The sequence below is a fragment of the Leptospira neocaledonica genome (genome assembly GCF_002812205.1).
Classification (GTDB): Bacteria; Spirochaetota; Leptospiria; order Leptospirales; family Leptospiraceae; genus Leptospira_B; species Leptospira_B neocaledonica.
The window spans coordinates 277,543-295,714 of the sequence record NZ_NPEA01000004.1 but is presented as its reverse complement, the minus strand read 5'-3'; the positions used below and the strand labels follow the sequence as shown (position 1 = coordinate 295,714).

The 18,172-nt window shown below is 40.6% G+C and carries 17 protein-coding genes; 7 read left to right on the top strand and 10 right to left on the bottom strand.

Features of this window, described 5'->3' with window-relative positions:
• Nucleotides 1-6 precede the first annotated feature (6 nt).
• Entirely contained in the window at nucleotides 7-774 is a 768-nt protein-coding gene (locus CH365_RS08470) for a glucose 1-dehydrogenase (protein ID WP_100768283.1), read from the bottom strand.
• Nucleotides 775-1,371: 597 nt separating this feature from the next.
• Between CH365_RS08470 and CH365_RS08465 the strand changes: the two genes are divergently transcribed.
• Nucleotides 1,372-1,746: a TIGR04452 family lipoprotein gene (locus CH365_RS08465; protein WP_100768143.1), complete on the top strand. Its 375-nt coding sequence runs from the start codon at nucleotides 1,372-1,374 to the stop codon at nucleotides 1,744-1,746.
• A gap of 273 nt (nucleotides 1,747-2,019) precedes the next feature.
• Nucleotides 2,020-3,171, top strand: coding sequence for a YheT family hydrolase (locus tag CH365_RS08460; RefSeq protein ID WP_100768142.1), 1,152 nt, complete (start codon nucleotides 2,020-2,022; stop codon nucleotides 3,169-3,171).
• Nucleotides 3,172-3,195: 24 nt separating this feature from the next.
• Here the strand turns inward: CH365_RS08460 and CH365_RS08455 are convergent, their stop codons facing one another.
• Nucleotides 3,196-3,972, bottom strand: coding sequence for a LamG domain-containing protein (locus CH365_RS08455; RefSeq protein WP_100768141.1), 777 nt, complete (start codon nucleotides 3,970-3,972; stop codon nucleotides 3,196-3,198).
• A gap of 206 nt (nucleotides 3,973-4,178) precedes the next feature.
• On the opposite strand from CH365_RS08455, the gene CH365_RS08450 reads away from it, so the two are divergent.
• The 3 genes from CH365_RS08450 to CH365_RS08440 are packed head-to-tail and all read left to right on the top strand — an operon-like array spanning nucleotide 4,179 to nucleotide 6,529.
• Nucleotides 4,179-4,877: an alpha/beta hydrolase gene (locus CH365_RS08450; protein WP_100768140.1), complete on the top strand. Its 699-nt coding sequence runs from the start codon at nucleotides 4,179-4,181 to the stop codon at nucleotides 4,875-4,877.
• Nucleotides 4,874-5,584, top strand: coding sequence for a hypothetical protein (locus CH365_RS08445; protein WP_100768139.1), 711 nt, complete (start codon nucleotides 4,874-4,876; stop codon nucleotides 5,582-5,584). Before CH365_RS08450 ends, CH365_RS08445 begins: the two co-directional genes overlap by 4 nt.
• Nucleotides 5,585-5,620: 36 nt before the next feature.
• A complete protein-coding gene (locus CH365_RS08440) occupies nucleotides 5,621-6,529 on the top strand; it encodes a DUF1554 domain-containing protein (protein WP_244283057.1) in 909 nt (302 codons plus the stop codon).
• Nucleotides 6,530-6,550: 21 nt separating this feature from the next.
• Here the strand turns inward: CH365_RS08440 and CH365_RS08435 are convergent, their stop codons facing one another.
• The 6 genes from CH365_RS08435 to CH365_RS08400 all read right to left on the bottom strand — a co-directional run bounded on the left by CH365_RS08435 (nucleotide 6,551) and on the right by CH365_RS08400 (nucleotide 13,535).
• The gene (locus tag CH365_RS08435; protein ID WP_100768137.1) at nucleotides 6,551-7,270 is read right to left on the bottom strand and encodes a phosphate signaling complex PhoU family protein; all 720 of its coding nucleotides are present in this window, start codon (nucleotides 7,268-7,270) and stop codon (nucleotides 6,551-6,553) included.
• A gap of 196 nt (nucleotides 7,271-7,466) precedes the next feature.
• Complete coding sequence (locus CH365_RS08425; RefSeq protein WP_100768135.1) at nucleotides 7,467-7,883, bottom strand: MAPEG family protein; 417 nt, start codon at nucleotides 7,881-7,883, stop codon at nucleotides 7,467-7,469.
• Between the two features lie 119 nt (nucleotides 7,884-8,002).
• Complete coding sequence (locus tag CH365_RS08420; protein ID WP_244283055.1) at nucleotides 8,003-9,256, bottom strand: imelysin family protein; 1,254 nt, start codon at nucleotides 9,254-9,256, stop codon at nucleotides 8,003-8,005.
• A gap of 11 nt (nucleotides 9,257-9,267) precedes the next feature.
• Complete coding sequence (locus CH365_RS08415; RefSeq protein WP_100768281.1) at nucleotides 9,268-10,851, bottom strand: di-heme oxidoreductase family protein; 1,584 nt, start codon at nucleotides 10,849-10,851, stop codon at nucleotides 9,268-9,270.
• A gap of 64 nt (nucleotides 10,852-10,915) precedes the next feature.
• Nucleotides 10,916-12,199, bottom strand: coding sequence for an imelysin family protein (locus tag CH365_RS08410; protein ID WP_100768134.1), 1,284 nt, complete (start codon nucleotides 12,197-12,199; stop codon nucleotides 10,916-10,918).
• Between the two features lie 334 nt (nucleotides 12,200-12,533).
• On the bottom strand, nucleotides 12,534-13,535 hold the full coding sequence (locus tag CH365_RS08400) for a hypothetical protein (RefSeq protein ID WP_100768132.1): 1,002 nt from the start codon (nucleotides 13,533-13,535) through the stop codon (nucleotides 12,534-12,536).
• A gap of 112 nt (nucleotides 13,536-13,647) precedes the next feature.
• Here CH365_RS08400 and CH365_RS08395 point away from each other — a divergent pair, with 112 nt between their 5' ends.
• A complete protein-coding gene (locus CH365_RS08395; RefSeq protein WP_100768131.1) occupies nucleotides 13,648-14,295 on the top strand; it encodes a hypothetical protein in 648 nt (215 codons plus the stop codon).
• 1 nt (nucleotide 14,296) lies between these two features.
• On the opposite strand, the gene CH365_RS08390 is transcribed toward CH365_RS08395, so the two are convergent.
• The gene (locus tag CH365_RS08390; RefSeq protein WP_100768130.1) at nucleotides 14,297-15,538 is read right to left on the bottom strand and encodes a TCR/Tet family MFS transporter; all 1,242 of its coding nucleotides are present in this window, start codon (nucleotides 15,536-15,538) and stop codon (nucleotides 14,297-14,299) included.
• A 126-nt stretch (nucleotides 15,539-15,664) separates the two neighbouring features.
• On the opposite strand from CH365_RS08390, the gene CH365_RS08385 reads away from it, so the two are divergent.
• Nucleotides 15,665-16,126: a GNAT family N-acetyltransferase gene (locus CH365_RS08385; protein WP_100768129.1), complete on the top strand. Its 462-nt coding sequence runs from the start codon at nucleotides 15,665-15,667 to the stop codon at nucleotides 16,124-16,126.
• Between the two features lie 3 nt (nucleotides 16,127-16,129).
• Here CH365_RS08385 and CH365_RS08380 read toward each other — a convergent pair whose 3' ends face one another.
• Nucleotides 16,130-18,169: a PP2C family protein-serine/threonine phosphatase gene (locus CH365_RS08380; protein WP_100768128.1), complete on the bottom strand. Its 2,040-nt coding sequence runs from the start codon at nucleotides 18,167-18,169 to the stop codon at nucleotides 16,130-16,132.
• Nucleotides 18,170-18,172 lie beyond the last annotated feature (3 nt).

Here is an 18,172-nt window from a genome sequence, read left to right as displayed (position 1 = left end):
TACTCCTTACATCCCGATACCGGCGCCGCCGTCTACACGCAAGAACACTCCAGTAATATAAGATGCTTTATCAGAAAGGAAGAATTCCACAGCGTTAGCGATCTCTTGTTGAGTTCCCGGTCTCTTTAATGGAATGAACATAGGATCAGTAAGTTTTTTCTGAACTTCTTCTGGAAGAGAAGCAGTCATGTCTGTTTGCACGTAACCGGGACAAACTGCGTTTACTAAAACGTTCCTACCGGAAAATTCTCTTGCAGCAACTTTAGTCAGAGCGATCACCGCTGCTTTAGAAGATGAATAGTTTGCTTGTCCAGGTTGACCTGAAAGGCCGGAAAGAGAAGATATGTTTACAATTCTACCGGAAGGAGCTTTTAAAAGAAGTTTAGAAGCATACTTGGTCATCAAGAACACACCTTTTGCGTTCACATCCATTACGAAATCGTACTCTTGCTCGCTCATTCTGATAAAAAGATTATCTTTTAGAACTCCTGCGTTGTTTACCAAGAAATCCAGTTTACCGAATTTCTCTTTAACAGTATTAATTGCAGCGTCGCAGTCTTCAGGTTTAGTAACATTTACTGGAATACCTAATGTTTTAACGCCGAATTCTTTAGCGATATCAGCGGCAGCTTGCTCGATATGCTCTTTATTTAAGTCTACTACGACCACATCTCCGCCATCTCTTGCGATAGTATTGGCGATAGCGCGGCCTAAACCTCTTGGAGATGCAGCTCCTGTTACTAATGCAACTTTACCTTCGAATTGTTTTGCCATTTGGATCCCTCTTATGTCCTCGGATAACGAAATTTTGAACTTGCGGATCGTACAGATAGAATTCGACCCGTTTGAAGTAGAACGATTGTTCTGGTAAAAGATGGATTGTACCCGGATTCCCGACAAGAAGAATTCATCTGATTATAAGTCTCTAAAACAGTGTTCGTTTTTCTTGAACATTTGTTCGCAAGATGTGGGTGGGGATTCGGTTTGGATATGACTGTCGGATATGTCTCATTTTTAATGAAAGATTATGGCCATACAGGGTGGCGTGAATAGTTATATATTATAAAAAACTAATATAATTGGATCGAGTGGATGGTTTATGAGTCTTTTTGCATTTGGTGGAATGGAATTTCCGTTCCGCAGGAGAGGGTAAAATTTGGAGTCCGGAGGCGGAATCAATTTTCCCCTCATACACTCATAATCCCGACCATATCCCAATTGAGGTATTCCCGTTTCGGGTAACGGATCTTTTTGCACCCACGTGAAATATTTCTCAATGACATCTGTCTGATATTTCTTTTTCCTAGTTATACATTATAGATATCGATTATTTCAAAACGATATCAGAATGTTTATTGATGAGGAAAATATATGAGAAAAATATTATTTGTTGGGATCATTTCCCTTTTGTCTTTCGCCAATTGTTTAGTAGCTGACTCTCTCGGTATATCAGGCAGCATAAAAGGTTCCGAGGCGAGGTCTCAAATCAAAGAGGCTGCGTTAATGTCTGATATTTTATATTATGGATCTACAGATCCAGCTAACGCAGGAGCCCTTACTACTCTTGATCTGTTTATGACCGATTTGTTTTTAGAAATAGATGATAATAAATATTATAAACAATCAGATGTAGACAAATGTGTGAAAGATGTTCAAACCATTGGGCTCTTAATTTTAGATCCCAGCAAAACTGTAACTACAAGTAAAAACTGCAGTGACTTGAAAGCAAATGGAGCTATTATTTAATATCTGCAATTGCCTAGGTTCCGGGGTTTGCGAGTAGCATTCCCGGCGATATTGGAGTTGATTTAATTACAACTTCTTTGATTGCGAATGCTTTTCTCAGTCACCCTTCGGGAATCTCGCATTCGGAGCAACATTGTTGCTCCTCAGTGCTGCGACTGAGGAAAGTATCTCCTTAACGATCTCCAAAGACGAATGTAGATCGAATAATAAAATAATAGACCCTAGTGTCTCTTCACCTATTCTTTTCCAAAGTATTTTCATTTGGATTATTGAATGCTCTCGGTTTACCTTGTTTTATTTCTTATTATTGCGTTTCTATTTTATTATTTTCTTGATGTAGCAGAAAAACCTGTCCTTCAGTTCAGTGAAGGCGAGTTTGTAAGGAGGGTGATTACAAATTGTCCTCGTTTAACTAGGAAGTATTTTCCTACGTTCTGGTGTTTTAATAATCATCTAATGCTGGCTCTCTTACTTTTTAGAGAACATCGGTCCAAATTTTTTCATTACGATAAGCTGGAACATCTTAAAATGAAAGACGGTGGTGTCACCGGACTTGCCTGGTCTAATATTAAAGAAAAGAAAAAAACAGATTCGGATCCGATTGCGATTGTATTTCATACAATCAGTGGGGATGAGCAAGATGTTAAATCTATTGTAAAAGTAATCCGGGCTCAGTTAAAATGGGCGTCCGTAGTTTGTATTAGGAGAGGACATGGGAATCTTCCTCTTTCTAAACCCCAGATAAACACGATGGGGTCTAGTTCAGATTTAAAAGAACAACTCTTATACATTAAGAAAAAATTTCCGAATAGTCCTTTGTTCGGAGTAGGGATCTCTGCAGGTTCCGGATTGCTTGCCAGATACTTGGGAGAATCTGGGACTAAAAGTTTATTGGATGCTGCGGTTGCAATTTCACCTGCATACGATATCGAAAAAGCATTTCATAGAGTTCATCCTGTTTATAGCAAGATCATGGGCCAAAGATTGATTAATTATTTTTTAAAACGCCACTATGAAACCTTGTCTTCCCTAGGAGGATTTCAAGAAGTACTGGAATCTAAAACCTTGGGTGAATTCCAGGATCGTTTGCACAGACTCTCCGGTTTTGATGATAAGGAAGAATATTACCGGCATTCGAATCCCGCATTGGTAATGCAAAATATCCGGACTCCGATTATGATTTTGAACGCAAAGGACGATCCAATCTGCGTAAATCAGAATGTTTTAGAGAATTTGCATTGGTTAGAAAACCTTCCTAATTCGATCCATGTTTATACAAAAAGAGGAAGCCATATTGCATATTATGAAGGATGGAAAGCGATATCTTGGTCGGATCATCTTGTATGCGAATATTTTAAAGCTGTCCAAGGCCAATTGCCTAAAAATAAAAAGAAGTCGAAAACAAAGACTGGGAAAAAGCGTTAGTTGCTTTTGTGAGGTGAATCGCTCTTACAAACTCGAAACAGGAAAGATCGCTCGATTATAGACTCTAACTTCGTCTATACTTCCCTGATATAAAAAGGTTCCAAGCGGCGAGAAACCTAAGGCGAATGTACTATAAACATTCCAAGGGCGATTACTTCCGAATTTTCCGGAAGAAACTAAAACGTTATTCACATAAAGAGAAGCAGTTAAGTTTTGGATATCCCAAACAAAGACCATGTGATACCAAGTATTCTCTGAAAACGCTCCGCATTGGCTTGATACATCCGCATCTCCTTGTCCTCCGCTATTATTCGTAAAGGCTCTTAATCTTCCCGTGCAAGATATGGAAGAAAGCGCATAGAATTGTAATCCGAGCCCGCCGTCTTGGCTTAAAAAAATAGATTGGCCTCCGTTGGCTCCTGGCGGCCATTTTCCATTTACCCAAGCACTTACCGTAAATGATGAAACGGTCCCATCCAAAAACAAGGGCCCCTGTGCGATTGATTCGTGGTAGGGGCCACTTCCATCATAATAATATGCTTTTTCAGGAAATCCGAATCGATCGAAAGTAAGCGTAGGAGTTCCACTTACGTCTGTTAGGTCCAGTCCCCCGATTACATCTCGAGTATTTCCGTCTAACGGCCAATAATGAACTAAACCGATAGACGAATCGATTAATGTGAGTCGGATGAAATCCGAAAATGAGTGATCGTGTTCATTCTCTTGGCTCGCTAAAAGAAGATATGTACCGCAATTAGTTAGGGAGAGCAGAAGTAGAAGGACAAAAATTAGAATTCGCATCGATCTTTTGTATTCTATATAACCGGTTTGTTCCGGAAACTTTTCATTTGGATCAGTGGAATAGAGTAGAATAAGAAAGAAAACGTTTTTTATTCGAGTTACATTATAAATTCGGAATCAAACCGAGCCTCGAAAATCGTCTTATTGCTGAGTTATGCATAAATTATAACATTGCCAATTCCCTTAGGATCTCTTACAAGGAAACCATGTATGATATCCCACTTATCCAATTAGGTCCCGTTAAAGCTGCCTGTATTTCAGGCGATCCAGAAGGAGCCTATGTTATTTTTCTGCACGGTTACGGCGCGAACGCGTTCGACCTTCTTCCCTTGTATTCCTATATGGATGTTCCGGAAGGTACAAATTTCATTTTTCCGGACGGGATTTTAGAAGTTCCAATCATGCCTGGTTATAATGGTAAAGCTTGGTTTCCGATCGATATGGAGGCCTTACAAAGGGCAATGGTTGCAGGAGGTTCGCGGGAACTTTTTGAACGTTATCCTGCAGGGTTAGCCGAAGCGAAAGAAAAGATAGAAGAGATGATCCAAACATTAAATGTCCCGATGGATCGGATTATCTTGGGAGGTTTCTCTCAAGGATCGATGCTTGCGACTGAAATTACTCTTAAAGCAGAGAAAAAGCCCAAAGGCCTTGTCATTCTGTCTGGAACTTTACTGGATGAGACAAATTGGACCCAATATGCGAAACAAACTCCGGGCTATAAATTTTTTCAAAGTCATGGTAGAATGGACCCTGTGCTTGGTTATCCTGCGGCAAAAAGATTGGAAACTGTTTTAAAGGACGCTGGCTGGGTAGGTGAGTTATTGGCATTTCCGGGTGGACATGAAATCCCGGAGATAGTATTAAACGGTATGAACCGCTATTTGCGAGAATTGTTCGAATGACCTATCTAATAGAAAAATACGTAGCCCTTAAAAACAAATACCGCAACTACGATACCAAAGAAGCTTTGAGAAGAATGCAGGCTTGCCGCATCGCCTTAAAAGAATTGGAGGACAAGGGCTTTCGTACTGGTGTGGAAATTCTGGGCTCGATCAATTTTGGGATCGTAGAACCTTCTTCGGATATCGATTGTATTCTATTACATTATTGTGATTTACATAAGGACCAAGAATGTCCCGAATATTGTCCTAATTTTTTATACGAATCCGAAGAAATCAAAGCAAGCCTTCGCAGAAGATTGAAAAACGAAAATCTAAAGATAGAATTTTTGGACTGTATCAATCTTAGAATGGTAGAAAGAGCTCTCGAAACCGGAAATTGGAAAGATCACGAAGTTCTCCGAAGACTTTTATTCTATAGAACAATCGGTCGTCCTGTGAACAGACCTCTCTTCATTCCATATGCCGAAAAGTTGGAAGAAAACGAAGAATATATCCGAGACATTCTCGAATGGGGCTCCGAAGCTTTAAGCGTATATCTTGGAACTTCTCGACATAGATTTTCTTTCAGTAAGTACAATGAAAGGATAGAAAGTTCAGGGCTACAACTCCCTCACGGTTTGAAAGAGGAATTGGAAAGTTATTTAGACCAGGGGGAGGGTTTCGAAACTAACGGAATGGGATCTTCTCATTATAAGGATCCGGTTTAAATTTTTATGCAAATGCGACGGATAGCTTTATTTTTTGTGATCTGCTTTTCTATTTTTCAGATAAACTGTGCGATCAAATCCGAAAATTCCGGGGATCCAAGCACGAAAGAATATTATGAAAATGCAATTCTTAACTGTTTGATTACAGGTTGTGATCGGGAGCTTAATATTGTCGGAGGAAATTCCTTACCGGAAGGAGGGAGTTTGTCTTTGTTTATTTCTTTGGTCCATGCGCCTGAATCGTCCGTGGTTTACAGTTTTTCAAGCAGCAACCCCGCAATTGCATCCATTTCACCAACAACGATGACATTCACTCCTTCGGATTATAATGAACCGCAAGTTCTGATCGTAAACGGGATCTCGGATGATTCAGATTCCACCAATAATTCCGTCGTTATATCGATTCTTACTCCGGAATCCGAAACAATTCCTTATCCTATATTGCAAAAAGATAATGATAAGTTTTTATTTGCCACTGCAGTTTCTTATGCCGGAAATTTCGGAACGGGTGGATTTACGGACTTTGTCTGTCAGAATGAGGCGAACACATTATTCTCGAGTGGGCTTCCTTCCGGAACCTATAAAACTTTTGCAGTTGCAGGAACTTGGAGAAGGGCTATGCCTTCTAAGATCGATTGGGTCTTGAAACCAAACAAAGAATATATAGATTTTGCAGGTGGAACTTTTGTAAAAGCTTTTGATACAGATTCTACCGCATTATTCGTTTTCGGTTCAGGAAGCGGGATTAGCGCGACTGCCGCAGGATACTGGACCGGTTTAGCCACAGATTGGTCTACTGCAAATGCCTGCCAAGGTTGGACTTCGAATAATTCCGCCGAACAAGGGGATTTTGCAAATTCATTGGATGCAACTTCTGGGGCAATCTCAACAGGAGCTCCGGACTTTTGCGACGCTATAAAATCCGTAGTCTGTGTTCAGCAATAAATCATATCTTCTAATATAGATTCAGGAAGCTTTTGTTTTTTCGGTGACCTGGACAGGATCGGAAAGATGACGAATGTCCATACCTGTGTTCAATCGTACTAACTCTTCTGCGATGTTTACGGCATAGTCACCCGCTCTTTCTATTCCTAAGATCATCCTGTATAGATCTGCAAATTGATTTTTATCCAATCGCGGGTCCAATACGAATTTTAAGAAGGCGGCATGACACAGATTATTCAGTTCTTCTTCCACAGTGTGAACTGAACCGTAGAATCTGTTTTTTTCTTCGACCAAGGATTCTACAGCCATGCCCACAAGAGTAACTACTCTGGAGAGCATTTTGTCCAAAATTTCTTCCTGTCTAAAGAATCCTTTAGGAAGAAGTCCTCTTCTATAACAAGTGGCGCAGTTTACGATCTGGTCGCCCATCCTTTCTAAACTTCTGTTGATCCGAATGGAAGAAAGTGCAAATCGTAACGGATCTTTTTTGAGTACCACTTCTCCATCGATTTGGTCCATACCAAGCAAGTTACGGTTTGCGATCGCTTCTAAGATTGCATTTTGGGAAAGGTTATCATTTTGTTTTTCCAAACTATCGATCAAATCATCTCTTTCGATTACTTGTTTGGCGAGGTCTGGATTTTCCTGTTCGATCGCATCATCCAAGATCAGGACTTGCTCCAAACATAGCTCGGCCATCGCATAAAGATTTTTACGGAGATAATCGAATTTGGAGGCCATGTATCTCCGAAGGTTAACCTCGAATGTACACAACGGTCAAGATGTTTTTGAAATTGGTTATGGCGACTTCCCGCTTCGCGGGAACCGCGCTGCTTCGACTTCGCGCATTCGCGCTCATCCGGGCAAGGCCCGGACTAAAGGTCTACACATCGCTGTCGCGTTCAGACCGGGACATTCCCTCCCGGTTGTTTGGAAATTAAAGAATAGAACGTACTAATATCACTAACATTGCAGTGAAACAAAGATATTGGATTATAAATCCTGTAAATCTCACGTTCACGTTCCAAACTCCTCCTCCACTCAAATGTGCTCCGGTTTGCAAGATTCTTGCTCCGAATACAATCCAAGCGAGCAGATCGAAAGTATCGTTTTGGTATCCTGAAAGTATAAAAGTTAAAACTAAAACTCCGAAAACAGGAAGACCTTCCACACAATTTAAGTGAGCTCGGTGAATCCTCCAGTAGAGATCGGAACCATGTTGTATCCAAGCAGGGAACTCGTTGGATTTTTTGGTGCCTGCCAGTACCTGAACTGTTCGAAAAGATACTACTATTAGCACAAGTAGAATGGTCCAGGCGGTAAAAGCAATTAATGGAAATAGAGAACTAAACATAGTCCGATAGAGAAAAGTCTAACGGAGGGATTGGCAAGACAATTTTGAAAGATTAGAATGGAATACTAATATATATCGTTTTTATCTCAAACAATATATATTAGTATTTTATAAATGGATCAGTCTCCGTCGTTAGAAGAAGGAAGATTTGGAACTCCCAAAACGGAGAATGCATCGAGTGTCATCAGGTTTTTTAAGATTTTTGCCTGATCCCAGATCGGTTTTACATTCGCAGTAACACTCGTTCCATTCATCGTGGTTCCGTCTGCGTCAATCTCTGCATATAAATCTGCATTACCGCCGATCTTCGCATCGATCATATTCTTGAAGTTTGTGATCTCAGCCTGAATATCATCGTCTAACGAAGAATTTTGAGCCCTAACTAGTTTGGACATAGAGCTGATTTTAGGGTCCGCAGGATCACCTAAATAAGCAAATTCGATGCCTAATAGATTATCTCTTAGATCTTTATAAGCTACTCTGGAATAGATTGCTTCTAAGAAGACTGCATCCGGCTCTTGTCTTTTCCCTGCTCCGGAACAAGAAACACTTAAACAAGCAGCGTTCCCTAATTTATTATCCTGGATCTGGTTCACTAAATTTCCAAGAGACTGGATATAAGTATCGAAAGCCTCTCCTTGAGAACGGAATTGGATCCCGGTTCCGGTGGTGTATTCCTTCAGAAAGTTTCCGCCTGTAGGAAGCCATTTATTATATAAATCTAATGCATCCTGATTGATTACCTGAGCAAGTGCTAAAATATAAGCGGTTCTTCTTGTGCTGTTTACATTTGCAGTATTAACACTGTTATTTAAATCTATCGTAGTTCTGCTATAATCGGAATCGAAAAGTAGGATTTCAAGGGACTCAATTCCTTTATATTTTGGAGGACAAACGCTTAAGTTTGTTTTATTGATAGTAGTAATCGTAGCAGTACACACGGGAACAGTGCCGTCTACAATCTGTTTCACTAAGTTTGCGCTTGGCCTGGCTCCGGATTTGATAAATCCGTCCATCTTAGTATAATACTCGGTCGGATTTGTGGCCGGTCCAAAATAATAAGGCTCCACTTTTTTTAAGGAAGTCCTTACTTGATCCCATGCGTCCTGTAGGTCTCCAAGATTAGCCTCATTGGTACTTCCCGAAGTAGTATAAGTAATTGCGGCCGCCTCTAATGCTGCCGTATCAGTAGTCAATTTTTCCAAACTTGGAATAATCACAAATTTACCGGTATGTTCCAGGAACGCGGAACTGCCAGGCCCTGCTAAAAGCAGCATAGGATCTTTACCATCTCCGCCGCAAGAGATAAGGGCAGATGTAAAAATTAAGTATAATGTTTTTCTAAATAAAGAATTAGATAATATGGATTTCATCGCCGATACTCCTATAATGATTCCAAAAATTTGATCAGCTTTTGTCTGTCTGTGGAAGATAGATTCTGGAAACTGGTCCTTGCGGCATCGGCTTCTCCTCCATGCCATAGGATCGCTTCTTCTATCCCATTAGCTCTTCCATCGTGCATAAGTTTTAAATGTCCGTTTACTGCTTGGATCAGGCCGAGTCCCCAAAGAGGAGGCGTTCTCCATTCTTGTCCGCTTGCATCGAAGTCAGGTCTTCCGTCTGCAAGATCAGTACCCATATCATGTAAGAGTAGATCCGTATATGGTTTGATATATTGGTAAGAAAGTTCCGGAAATCCTGAAACATTTCCCGTGAGGACCAAAGATTTATGACAGGCATCACATTTGATAGAAGAGAATATTACCTTTCCGTCGATCACATCCTGATCGGATAAATTTCTTCTAGCAGGAACCGCAACCAATCTGGTGTAAAAATTCACCGACTCAGCAATAGATGCAGTGATTTCAGGATCTGCCGTTCCGGAAGAGGTTGTCAAACATTGGGCCTGAGAGCTTGGACAATTATCCGTAGAGAATAATGGACTCGTGATTCCAATATCTCCTAAAAAAGCGCCCTGGTTTTGTTGGAATAAACTTGGTTCGTTTGCCTTCCAGCCGAAACGCCCCAAAACCTTTTTATGATTTTTGGCATCCCAAACCATATTCACTTTTCCTGATATTCCATCTAAGTCCGAATCTGTAGGATCTGCCCAACTCAAGATGGTAGATTCAGGAATGGCTTCTAATAGGCCTAAACCTGGGATCATAGGAGCGGTTCTCGGAGAAAAATTAAAGGAAGAAGGTGCTCCTCCCAGATTCGGATTCCAACTTATAGAATATACAGGGGGATTTAAAGTCACAGATCCACCCGATGTATAATTTCTTACGATAGCTGTACCGGTATAAGATACGGATGCAACACCTTCTGGTGGTGTAAAGTTCGGACCTGCGGAGCCGGTACAATCAAAATTGGAATCGTAATTGAGTGGGGAAGTACATCCAATCCCCTTATGATTCAATTGTAGACCGAAAGAATCCAAGCCTACAGGCCCACCTGTAGTCGGATCGGAAACTCCTACTTTAGAAAGTCGTATTAAAATTCCGACAGAGTTAAACAATGATCCGCCTCCGGTCGGTGGGGCTCCTCTTCCATCTCCTGCATGGCAATTCTGGCAAGAAGTTGTATTAAAAGTTGGCCCTAACCCGGAGGATGCACTATTACCTTCTGCCACCCAAATCCTATTAAAGAAGTTATTTCCTGTATTGAATTGTATTCCATCGGAACTCATGTTTACAACAGGAGTATCGAAAGAAGTTGCATTGGAAATAAATCGGGTGCCATATCCTCCGGAGAAGGCCTCTCCCGGATCAGGCGAAATAGCCGTTTGGCTTGCGATGATTGCTGCGATTCCAAGTGGGTCTGTTCCACCTTTACTTCCACCGCAATACAAGAAATTAAGAAGAATATACGCTAAGATCGGGATCGTTTTGTTCAAACGTCTCCGAGATGGGTTCGGTTCCGGATTTGCGGTTCCGGAACCGAAGTTTAAATTTTTATCACAGTTCATATTTTTATATTTTTCGGAAGTTTTCGCAGGGACCGAACCTGCATTATATTTCTTTAAAGGCCTTTCATTCTGGAACAACTTCAAATCCGATAGCTGCTGCCGCGCTAACAAAATCTCTATTCAATGTAGAACCGATTAATCTCTGAACATTCACTAATTTTCCGTGCTGGCTATCTGCAGAGGAGATTGCTTGGTCGAATCTATGAGTTAAACTTCCTGCAGGACAGCTGGTAGTGAAGTTCGGATCTGCGGATTCAGTATCGGAAAGATTGATACAGAAAAGGTTTCTGGAACTTTCGATTTCGGATTGGATTCCACCTTGTTGTTTAAGGCTTAATATATCGGAAAGTCCTGGTCCTGAGCTAATATTCACACCTTTTTGGATGCTATAATTTCCGGTCCAGATATTCAATACACCTTGAGCATCGTAATAGAAGTCAGCTTTAGTAGTGTCACTGAAACAAGAATGTTCCTCTTCTTGGGTTTCTCCGATCACACCGGTGAGACGTTCTCCACCCCATTCTCCAGCCATGAAAGAACCTAATCCATTGAAAATATGTTCAAGAGAATCATGTTCATTTGCCGGATCTAAGAAGGTTGCTCGAAAGGCTCCCGTACTAGGATCCCATTGGGCTTTGATCAAAGCTAAGTGAACAACTAACCGATTGGTAATTGTTTTCAGATATTGTCTGTTTTTGTGGCCGGTTGTGCCGGTTCCGTTAAAATAACTTGCAGGTCTATTTCCTGCTCCAGTACTGCTAGTATCCTTTCCCCAAAGTATATATTCTATCGGATGGTATCCAGTTAGCACAATTTTTTCTGAATCATCTTCTGTGCCTAATGTTGTATCACCAATCTTATCATAGATAGAAGCAAAGCTAGTTACACTATTGCCACTGGTAATATAAGTATCTACCGCATCTTCATCCAAAGGCCAAGCATTCAAAAGACCTTCACAAGCAGAACCAGTTTCGCACTCGAGTACAGGGGCCTCATCGATTGGTCCTTTGCTGAATCGGAAACCTTCCGTAATCAAATAACTTGCACGAGCTTTTACCCAAAGATTTCTAAGATTTGTAAGGTCAGTTTCACTCGGGGCCGAATTAGATTCAAAAGTATCTACCGCTGCCGATAAGTTAGAAGCATCTAATTCCGCTTGGGTATAGGATTCGAAAGCAAGTGCCGCATATCGATTTAAAAATTCAGACTTAGTTGCGCTGGCAGGGATATCCAAACCTAAAATCGCCGCGGCTGAATTATCACTACCCGGGCCCTCGCAAGAAATCAAGGAACCGAACAGGGTCATACTGAACAGAATTGAAAATATTTTTGTGTGGATGTTCCGCATGGAAATCTCCTTAAAATTTGGGAAAAATCCCCGGTCCGGAAAAACCCGGCCGGGGCCAGAGATGAACTGTGGGGATGACTCCCTCCGGCTCCTGGGACAGGGACCGGCTTGATTTTGCAAGTGAGAATAAGTCTCAAAAAAAGTCAAGAAGGATTTTGCCTCGCTCAATATTCCATCTCAGGCCGCCTCAGGGCATTTTTATTTAAAATCCCGTTTCGCTTCAATCTAGCAGAAGGAAATAACCCTTTTGCCTTAAAAGAAACTGAGGCTGACTCTCAAAATTTTCGACAAAGGGAACCTGGTCAATCCCAAAAAGGTCGGGAGTAAAAGATTCTTAAACTTCAGTCAATAAACCGTGCGAAGGATCTTCTGTAAGTATTTCAAATGCTGCACTTCTGGCAGATCGGAGTCGAAGGGGAGAAGTCTCCTTTCTTCTTTGGATTAAAACTTCTGCTCTTGCTATCTTACTGTTCAAACAAAACTTCCAACCGCCTGGCGGATTCGCATAACGTAAGCAAGCGAAGTCTTTTTTATCTGCGTGAATTCTTCCTTCTATTTTTATTTCAGGAGAAGAAGCCTGAAATTTCCAATCGAAATATTGATAACTTGCTCTTCCGAAAGAGGAGAGTAAACCGTTTAGTGCATATTCTTTTCCATGCAAACGTAAAACGATCGGAGTAATTGCAGGAGTCCAGAGGGGGCCAATCTTAATCTTTGCAGTGGCTAATTCCAGAAAGGAACCCTCTTCTCCGTCGAAACCTGCTACTTGCCCCCAGGCATATTGGTCCGTATGTTTCGGACCCCAGTTATGATTCTGACTACCTCTCCAATCTTTTAATTCTATTTTATTATTTTCTAATTTTATGAATCCATTAAGTAATAAAGAAGGGTTTCCGACCAGGACCTTTGCCTTAGGGAAACCTCCGGAGTATAAATTTTGGGGAAAAAGAAAAAGAGGTTTATCTCCTCCCGAAAAGTTTAAGTCCCATTCTATATTTGTAGAACCTTGTTTATTTCCTGATTTTCCTTTGAGTCCTTTATGATCTTGAATGGAAGAGCCGATCCGGACTTGGAATGGATCTCCGGAAAATTCACATTCGGAAATCGGATATTCCGATTTGGAAACATAATGTTTTCCATTCTCTCCGTCGAAATAGATCGCCCATAATTCTCCTATTGAATTTTGAGGAGAATTTTTCGGAGAAAAAATAGTATAACGGATCCAAATTGCTAGAGGACGAACAGGATGATTTCCTCTTACGAACCAACTCTCGTAATGACCTGCATTCGAATCAGAACGAAATCTGGGAAAATCATAATCTTCGTCAATACTCATGAGAGAATATTCGATTCTTTCTAAGAAGGAGCAACCGAAAATTCTCCTTAAAAAATAATACGAAAAGATTTATAGTGTCGACGAGTTTGGAGAGTAAAGGGAATATTTGAATATGGAGATTCCTTCCTATTCCCCTTCCAGTTGGAGGGCCACAGTCGCCAGATTTGCAGAGGAAATTCTTCGCATCGGCCACCAAAAATCCCCGTTCTGGATTACTGTTCGTACATTCGTTTCCGCATCATGCGAGACTGATGATCCTGAACCTTTTTATGATGATCTAGACTCGGGATTCAAAAGGGAATTAACCGAAGAGGATGAGGCTCGTTTAGACGAGGTATTGTCTTCTTTTTGGGACCAAGCCACTGCGGTTCTTATCGCAATTTCAGAGGCTTATAGCGACGAGGATGAGGAAAAAAGTGAGGAGATCACCGACGAGGCGATTTCTGGATTACTTTCCGGATTAAACGACGCAGGCGTAAAAACAATGTCTGACGGAGAACTTCTGGAAATAGCAGTTCTTGTTCTGAACAGTCGTTTAAATTTTCATAATGTTCCTGTTGAAAAAGAATTTTCCATCAAAAGTTTGAATTCGATCCCCGATTTAGAAGAGAGAAGGATCTTGGAACCTTTCGTTACCTTCTTGATCGAAGATTTCAAAACTGTAGAAGATAGGGAAGAAAGGTTCGCGTTGTTAATGCAAATCTTATTCGATACTCTTTGGGCCTTATTTTATTTGGGCTTAGAAGAAGACGAAGAATAGATCACTCTCCAACTTTTTCTCCCACTCTAAGTTTTTCCTTTCTAAAAGAAATGATTGCGATCAATAAGCTCAGGATCGCTAGAAGGGAGCTCACTATAAATGGAGCTCCCGGAAAATAAGGTTCCTTACCTTCTCTTGTAAAATAAGAAAAAACAAAACTCATGAGTAGCGGGCCTAAAATAGAACTTAGGCTCATCATACTGCCCATAATTCCTTGGAACTCCCCTTGTTGAGTGGGAGAAACGTGATTGGAGATATAACCTTGGATTGCCGGAGTTGCAATAAAACAAAAGGCGAATGGAACGAGTAGCGCGTATAACATCCATTCTTCCCAAGCAAATGCGAATAATGCACTCATGACAACTCTCGCAAAAATACCAAGATAAGCGGAATTTTTTTGCCCTAATTTAGGAATGATAATCCTGAGAAGCCCTCCTTGCACTATAGCGAGTGAGGCGCCTACTACCGCCAAAGAGAATCCTATTTTTGTAGCGGTCCATTTGAATTTGTTCATCGTAAAATAGGACCAACTGGTCTCCATACAATGGTTAGCTACAAATATTAGAAATAAAGAAAGTACTAAACCGCTTAAAGGACCAGGATAACGAACAAGTCCCACGATTGAACCGAACGGATTTGCCATAACCCAGTTGAATTTTCTTCTGTTTTCTTCCAAAAGAGTTTCGGGTAAAACGAAATATCCATACACCCAATTCAAAAGAGAAAGAGAAGAAGCCACCCAGAATGGAGCTCTTGGACCGAATTCGGAAAACAAACCTCCGATGATCGGACCGATAATAAATCCCATTCCGAATGCCATTCCGACTAGTCCTAAATTTTGAGATCTTTTTTCAGGAGGACTTATATCCGCAATGATCGCTCCTGCGACTCCGTAACTTGCTCCTGTGATTCCGGCGATAATTCTTCCTATAAATAACCAAAATACGTTCGGAGCCAATGCTAAGAATGCGTAGTCTATGCCCAATCCAAACAAGGAGGCTAATAAGACCGGTCTTCTTCCGAATCTATCACTTAAACCTCCAATAATAGGTGCGCAGAAAAATTGAGTGATCGCATAAGTGAAGGATAGAAGTCCTCCATAAACCGCAGCTGTACTCAAGTCACCTTGCAACATATCTTTTAGAAGATTCGGAACCACAGGAATGATGATCCCGAATCCGATAAAATCGATGAGTAACGTAAAAAGTAAAAATTGAAGTGCGGACTTTTTTTGGACTGTCATATTTTTTATTTTCAGGTCTTGTAGACTAGAAATAATCCTTTCGAATTCGAAACGATAACTATGAGCCTATAGTAAAAATATTTCGTAAATCAGAATCCGAAACAGAGATATGGAATTGGAAATAAAATGAATCCCAAAATACAGATCAAACTCCACGACCCGGAAACAAATTCGGCAATCTTAATGATGGATGCATTGTGGAAAGAAATACAGACGAGATACGGTTTCGAAGCACCTAATCCGATGAAGGGTGAATATTTTAAAGGTCCTAAATATGCATTTTGGGTGGCAGAAATTGATAATCGCCCGATCGGAAGTATTGCAATCACTCCTTGGAACGATTCGATTGCGGAATTGGATGTAATGTATGTGGATCCTGAATTCAGAGGAACCGGGCTTGCTTCCGAACTCGTCAACGGATTGGAATTATTTGCCAAAGAAAACGGATTTAAATCTATACGATTGAGGGCAGGTGCTCCCCAACCGGAAGCATTACGTTTTTATGAAAAACATGGATATGGCCGTATTGATTCCTTCGGGAAATGGGCTTCCGACGAAACCGCTTGGTGTTACGAAAAGTTGATATAGTCGTTAGACTCTTTCGATTGCAATCAAGCTGATATCATCTTGAGGTTGGGAATATCCGAGCCATAGATCCAAATCTTTCATCACCATGTCTGGAATATTTTCGATGGGTTCTTCTGAAAGTTCAGAGATCCGATTTCTGAGTCGGGATTCTCCCCATGCTTCTCTTTTGGAATTGAATTGTTCGAATACGCCGTCCGAAAAAAGGAACATCCTATCTCCGTTGGAAAAATCCATTTCTTGGTTCTCGTAACTTTTTTTATTTTTCAAACCTATGATGGCACCTGTTCTTCTTAAATTCATAAGATTGGAAGAATGTACCAGAATCTGATCCGGATGTCCTGCGGATGCATATACTAATCTGTTTTCTCTGGCATAAATATCCACGATGATGGAAGAGAAGATGGTTCCTAAGGAGGAGAATTTTCTTTGGAATTTATCATCTAAAAGATCCAGGCAGAATCCCGGATCTTTTGCTCCAAATTTAATCCCTTCGTATTCTGCTTTGATTGCCATTGTGACTAACGCAGCTTGGACACCATGTCCTGTTGCATCTGCGAGAAAGATCCGATACACTCCTGGAGAAACCTCGAAAATATCATAAAAGTCTCCGCCAACTTCGTCTCTCGGAAGATATTTTACTGCGTATTTCAGTTCTTTATAAGATTCTACATTTTCCGGAAAAAGTTTCTTTTGTATTCTTTGGGCTACAAGTAAATCTTTTCTGATCCTTTCTAGGGAATGGTTTAATTCGGAAGTTTTTTCTCGAACTAGAATTTCTAAATTATCTTTTAGAATGTTTAATGCACTATTCGTGATCCTGAGATTTTCACTAAGTATTTCAGATTTTCTGAATGCCCTTGCTATCCTTCGGGAAAGTACCAATGATTGGGAGAGGGTGAATACAAGAAGTCCATACGGAGAAAGATTGATTCCTCTTAGATTTAATTTATCCCAAAGTAGATCGATTCCTACTGTAATTCCGAATGCGAAAAATCCCGTGAGGAATAAGAGCGAGTCTTCTCTTTTTCTCCATACTCCCAAACATACAGTAAACAGAACATAAAGTAGTCCGATACCGGTTACGATTTGAAAAGGACCCACGATCTTTGTAAAAAATCCGATCGGAAATAATAGAGTGATATTGTAAACGATAGCTAAAACCCAAGCAACCGGAGGCACCCAAGAGAATGTATCTTCGGGAAATAAGGAACGGTGGAACATCAAAAAGATAGGGACTGCGGTATAAAAAGAGAAAAATTCTAATCTAAAAACGGACTCCCATGGAAAGTCGGGAAAAATTTCCAGAACTAGACGATTACCGATCAATGCCACTCTTAAAGTTAATAAAAACGTAAATAATGCAAAATAGAATGCAGATTTTTCTTTTCTTCTAAAAAGAAAAAGACCGGTATGATAAAGCCCGATAAGAAGAAGTCCACCGAACAAAAAAGATTCTCTGGATTGAGTGATTAACTTTTCTCTATAAATTGCTTCTAAGGTTCCTAATTTTGGAACCTGCCAAAAGCCGCCGAAATTATTGATCCAGTTAGAACCTTGGATCAAAATTTCCGTATTCGTCTTTTCTACTCTTAAGGGAAGATATACGGATTTGATCTTAGGAATTTCAGAAGAGGTGATGAGACTCGGTACACCTGATGAGTATACTAATCTTCCATTATAGTATAATTTATAAGCGGAGGCAAAGTCGGGCATCAATAACCCGATTTCTTTTTTCAGATCTTCTTCCGAAAAAACGATAGATAAACGAAAGCTTGCCGCTCCTTCTCGTGGAAGTACTTGATCTCCTTTTTTTGTATCCTGCCAAGAATGTGGAACAGATAAGAAGTCCCAGTTAACTGTCTGGCTTTTTTCAGGAGGAACAAATTCTCCGTACAAGAATTGCCAGTTTCCGCTTAATGGAATCAGTTCGGAATGTTCTGCAAGATCTTGAGAGGAGATTTGTAATACTCCGTCTTGGATTGGCGCTGCTTCTAAAGAGAAACAAAAACAAAAAGCCGAAAGAAGTAAAAGAGACCGTTTCACTTC

Excerpts from the sequence above, each read along its gene's own strand:
- CH365_RS08395 (WP_100768131.1), top strand. The coding sequence starts at position 13,648 with ATGGAGATTCCTTCCTATTCCCCTTCCAGTTGGAGGGCCACAGTCGCC.
- CH365_RS08420 (WP_244283055.1), bottom strand. The coding sequence starts at position 9,256 with ATGAAATCCATATTATCTAATTCTTTATTTAGAAAAACATTATACTTA.
- CH365_RS08385 (WP_100768129.1), top strand. The coding sequence starts at position 15,665 with ATGAATCCCAAAATACAGATCAAACTCCACGACCCGGAAACAAATTCG.
- CH365_RS08400 (WP_100768132.1), bottom strand. The coding sequence starts at position 13,535 with ATGAGTATTGACGAAGATTATGATTTTCCCAGATTTCGTTCTGATTCG.
- CH365_RS08460 (WP_100768142.1), top strand. The coding sequence starts at position 2,020 with ATGCTCTCGGTTTACCTTGTTTTATTTCTTATTATTGCGTTTCTATTT.
- CH365_RS08410 (WP_100768134.1), bottom strand. The coding sequence starts at position 12,199 with ATGCGGAACATCCACACAAAAATATTTTCAATTCTGTTCAGTATGACC.
- CH365_RS08390 (WP_100768130.1), bottom strand. The coding sequence starts at position 15,538 with ATGACAGTCCAAAAAAAGTCCGCACTTCAATTTTTACTTTTTACGTTA.
- CH365_RS08450 (WP_100768140.1), top strand. The coding sequence starts at position 4,179 with ATGTATGATATCCCACTTATCCAATTAGGTCCCGTTAAAGCTGCCTGT.
- CH365_RS08455 (WP_100768141.1), bottom strand. The coding sequence starts at position 3,972 with ATGCGAATTCTAATTTTTGTCCTTCTACTTCTGCTCTCCCTAACTAAT.
- CH365_RS08435 (WP_100768137.1), bottom strand. The coding sequence starts at position 7,270 with ATGGCCTCCAAATTCGATTATCTCCGTAAAAATCTTTATGCGATGGCC.
- CH365_RS08445 (WP_100768139.1), top strand. The coding sequence starts at position 4,874 with ATGACCTATCTAATAGAAAAATACGTAGCCCTTAAAAACAAATACCGC.
- CH365_RS08470 (WP_100768283.1), bottom strand. The coding sequence starts at position 774 with ATGGCAAAACAATTCGAAGGTAAAGTTGCATTAGTAACAGGAGCTGCA.
- CH365_RS08415 (WP_100768281.1), bottom strand. The coding sequence starts at position 10,851 with ATGAACTGTGATAAAAATTTAAACTTCGGTTCCGGAACCGCAAATCCG.
- CH365_RS08425 (WP_100768135.1), bottom strand. The coding sequence starts at position 7,883 with ATGTTTAGTTCTCTATTTCCATTAATTGCTTTTACCGCCTGGACCATT.
- CH365_RS08465 (WP_100768143.1), top strand. The coding sequence starts at position 1,372 with ATGAGAAAAATATTATTTGTTGGGATCATTTCCCTTTTGTCTTTCGCC.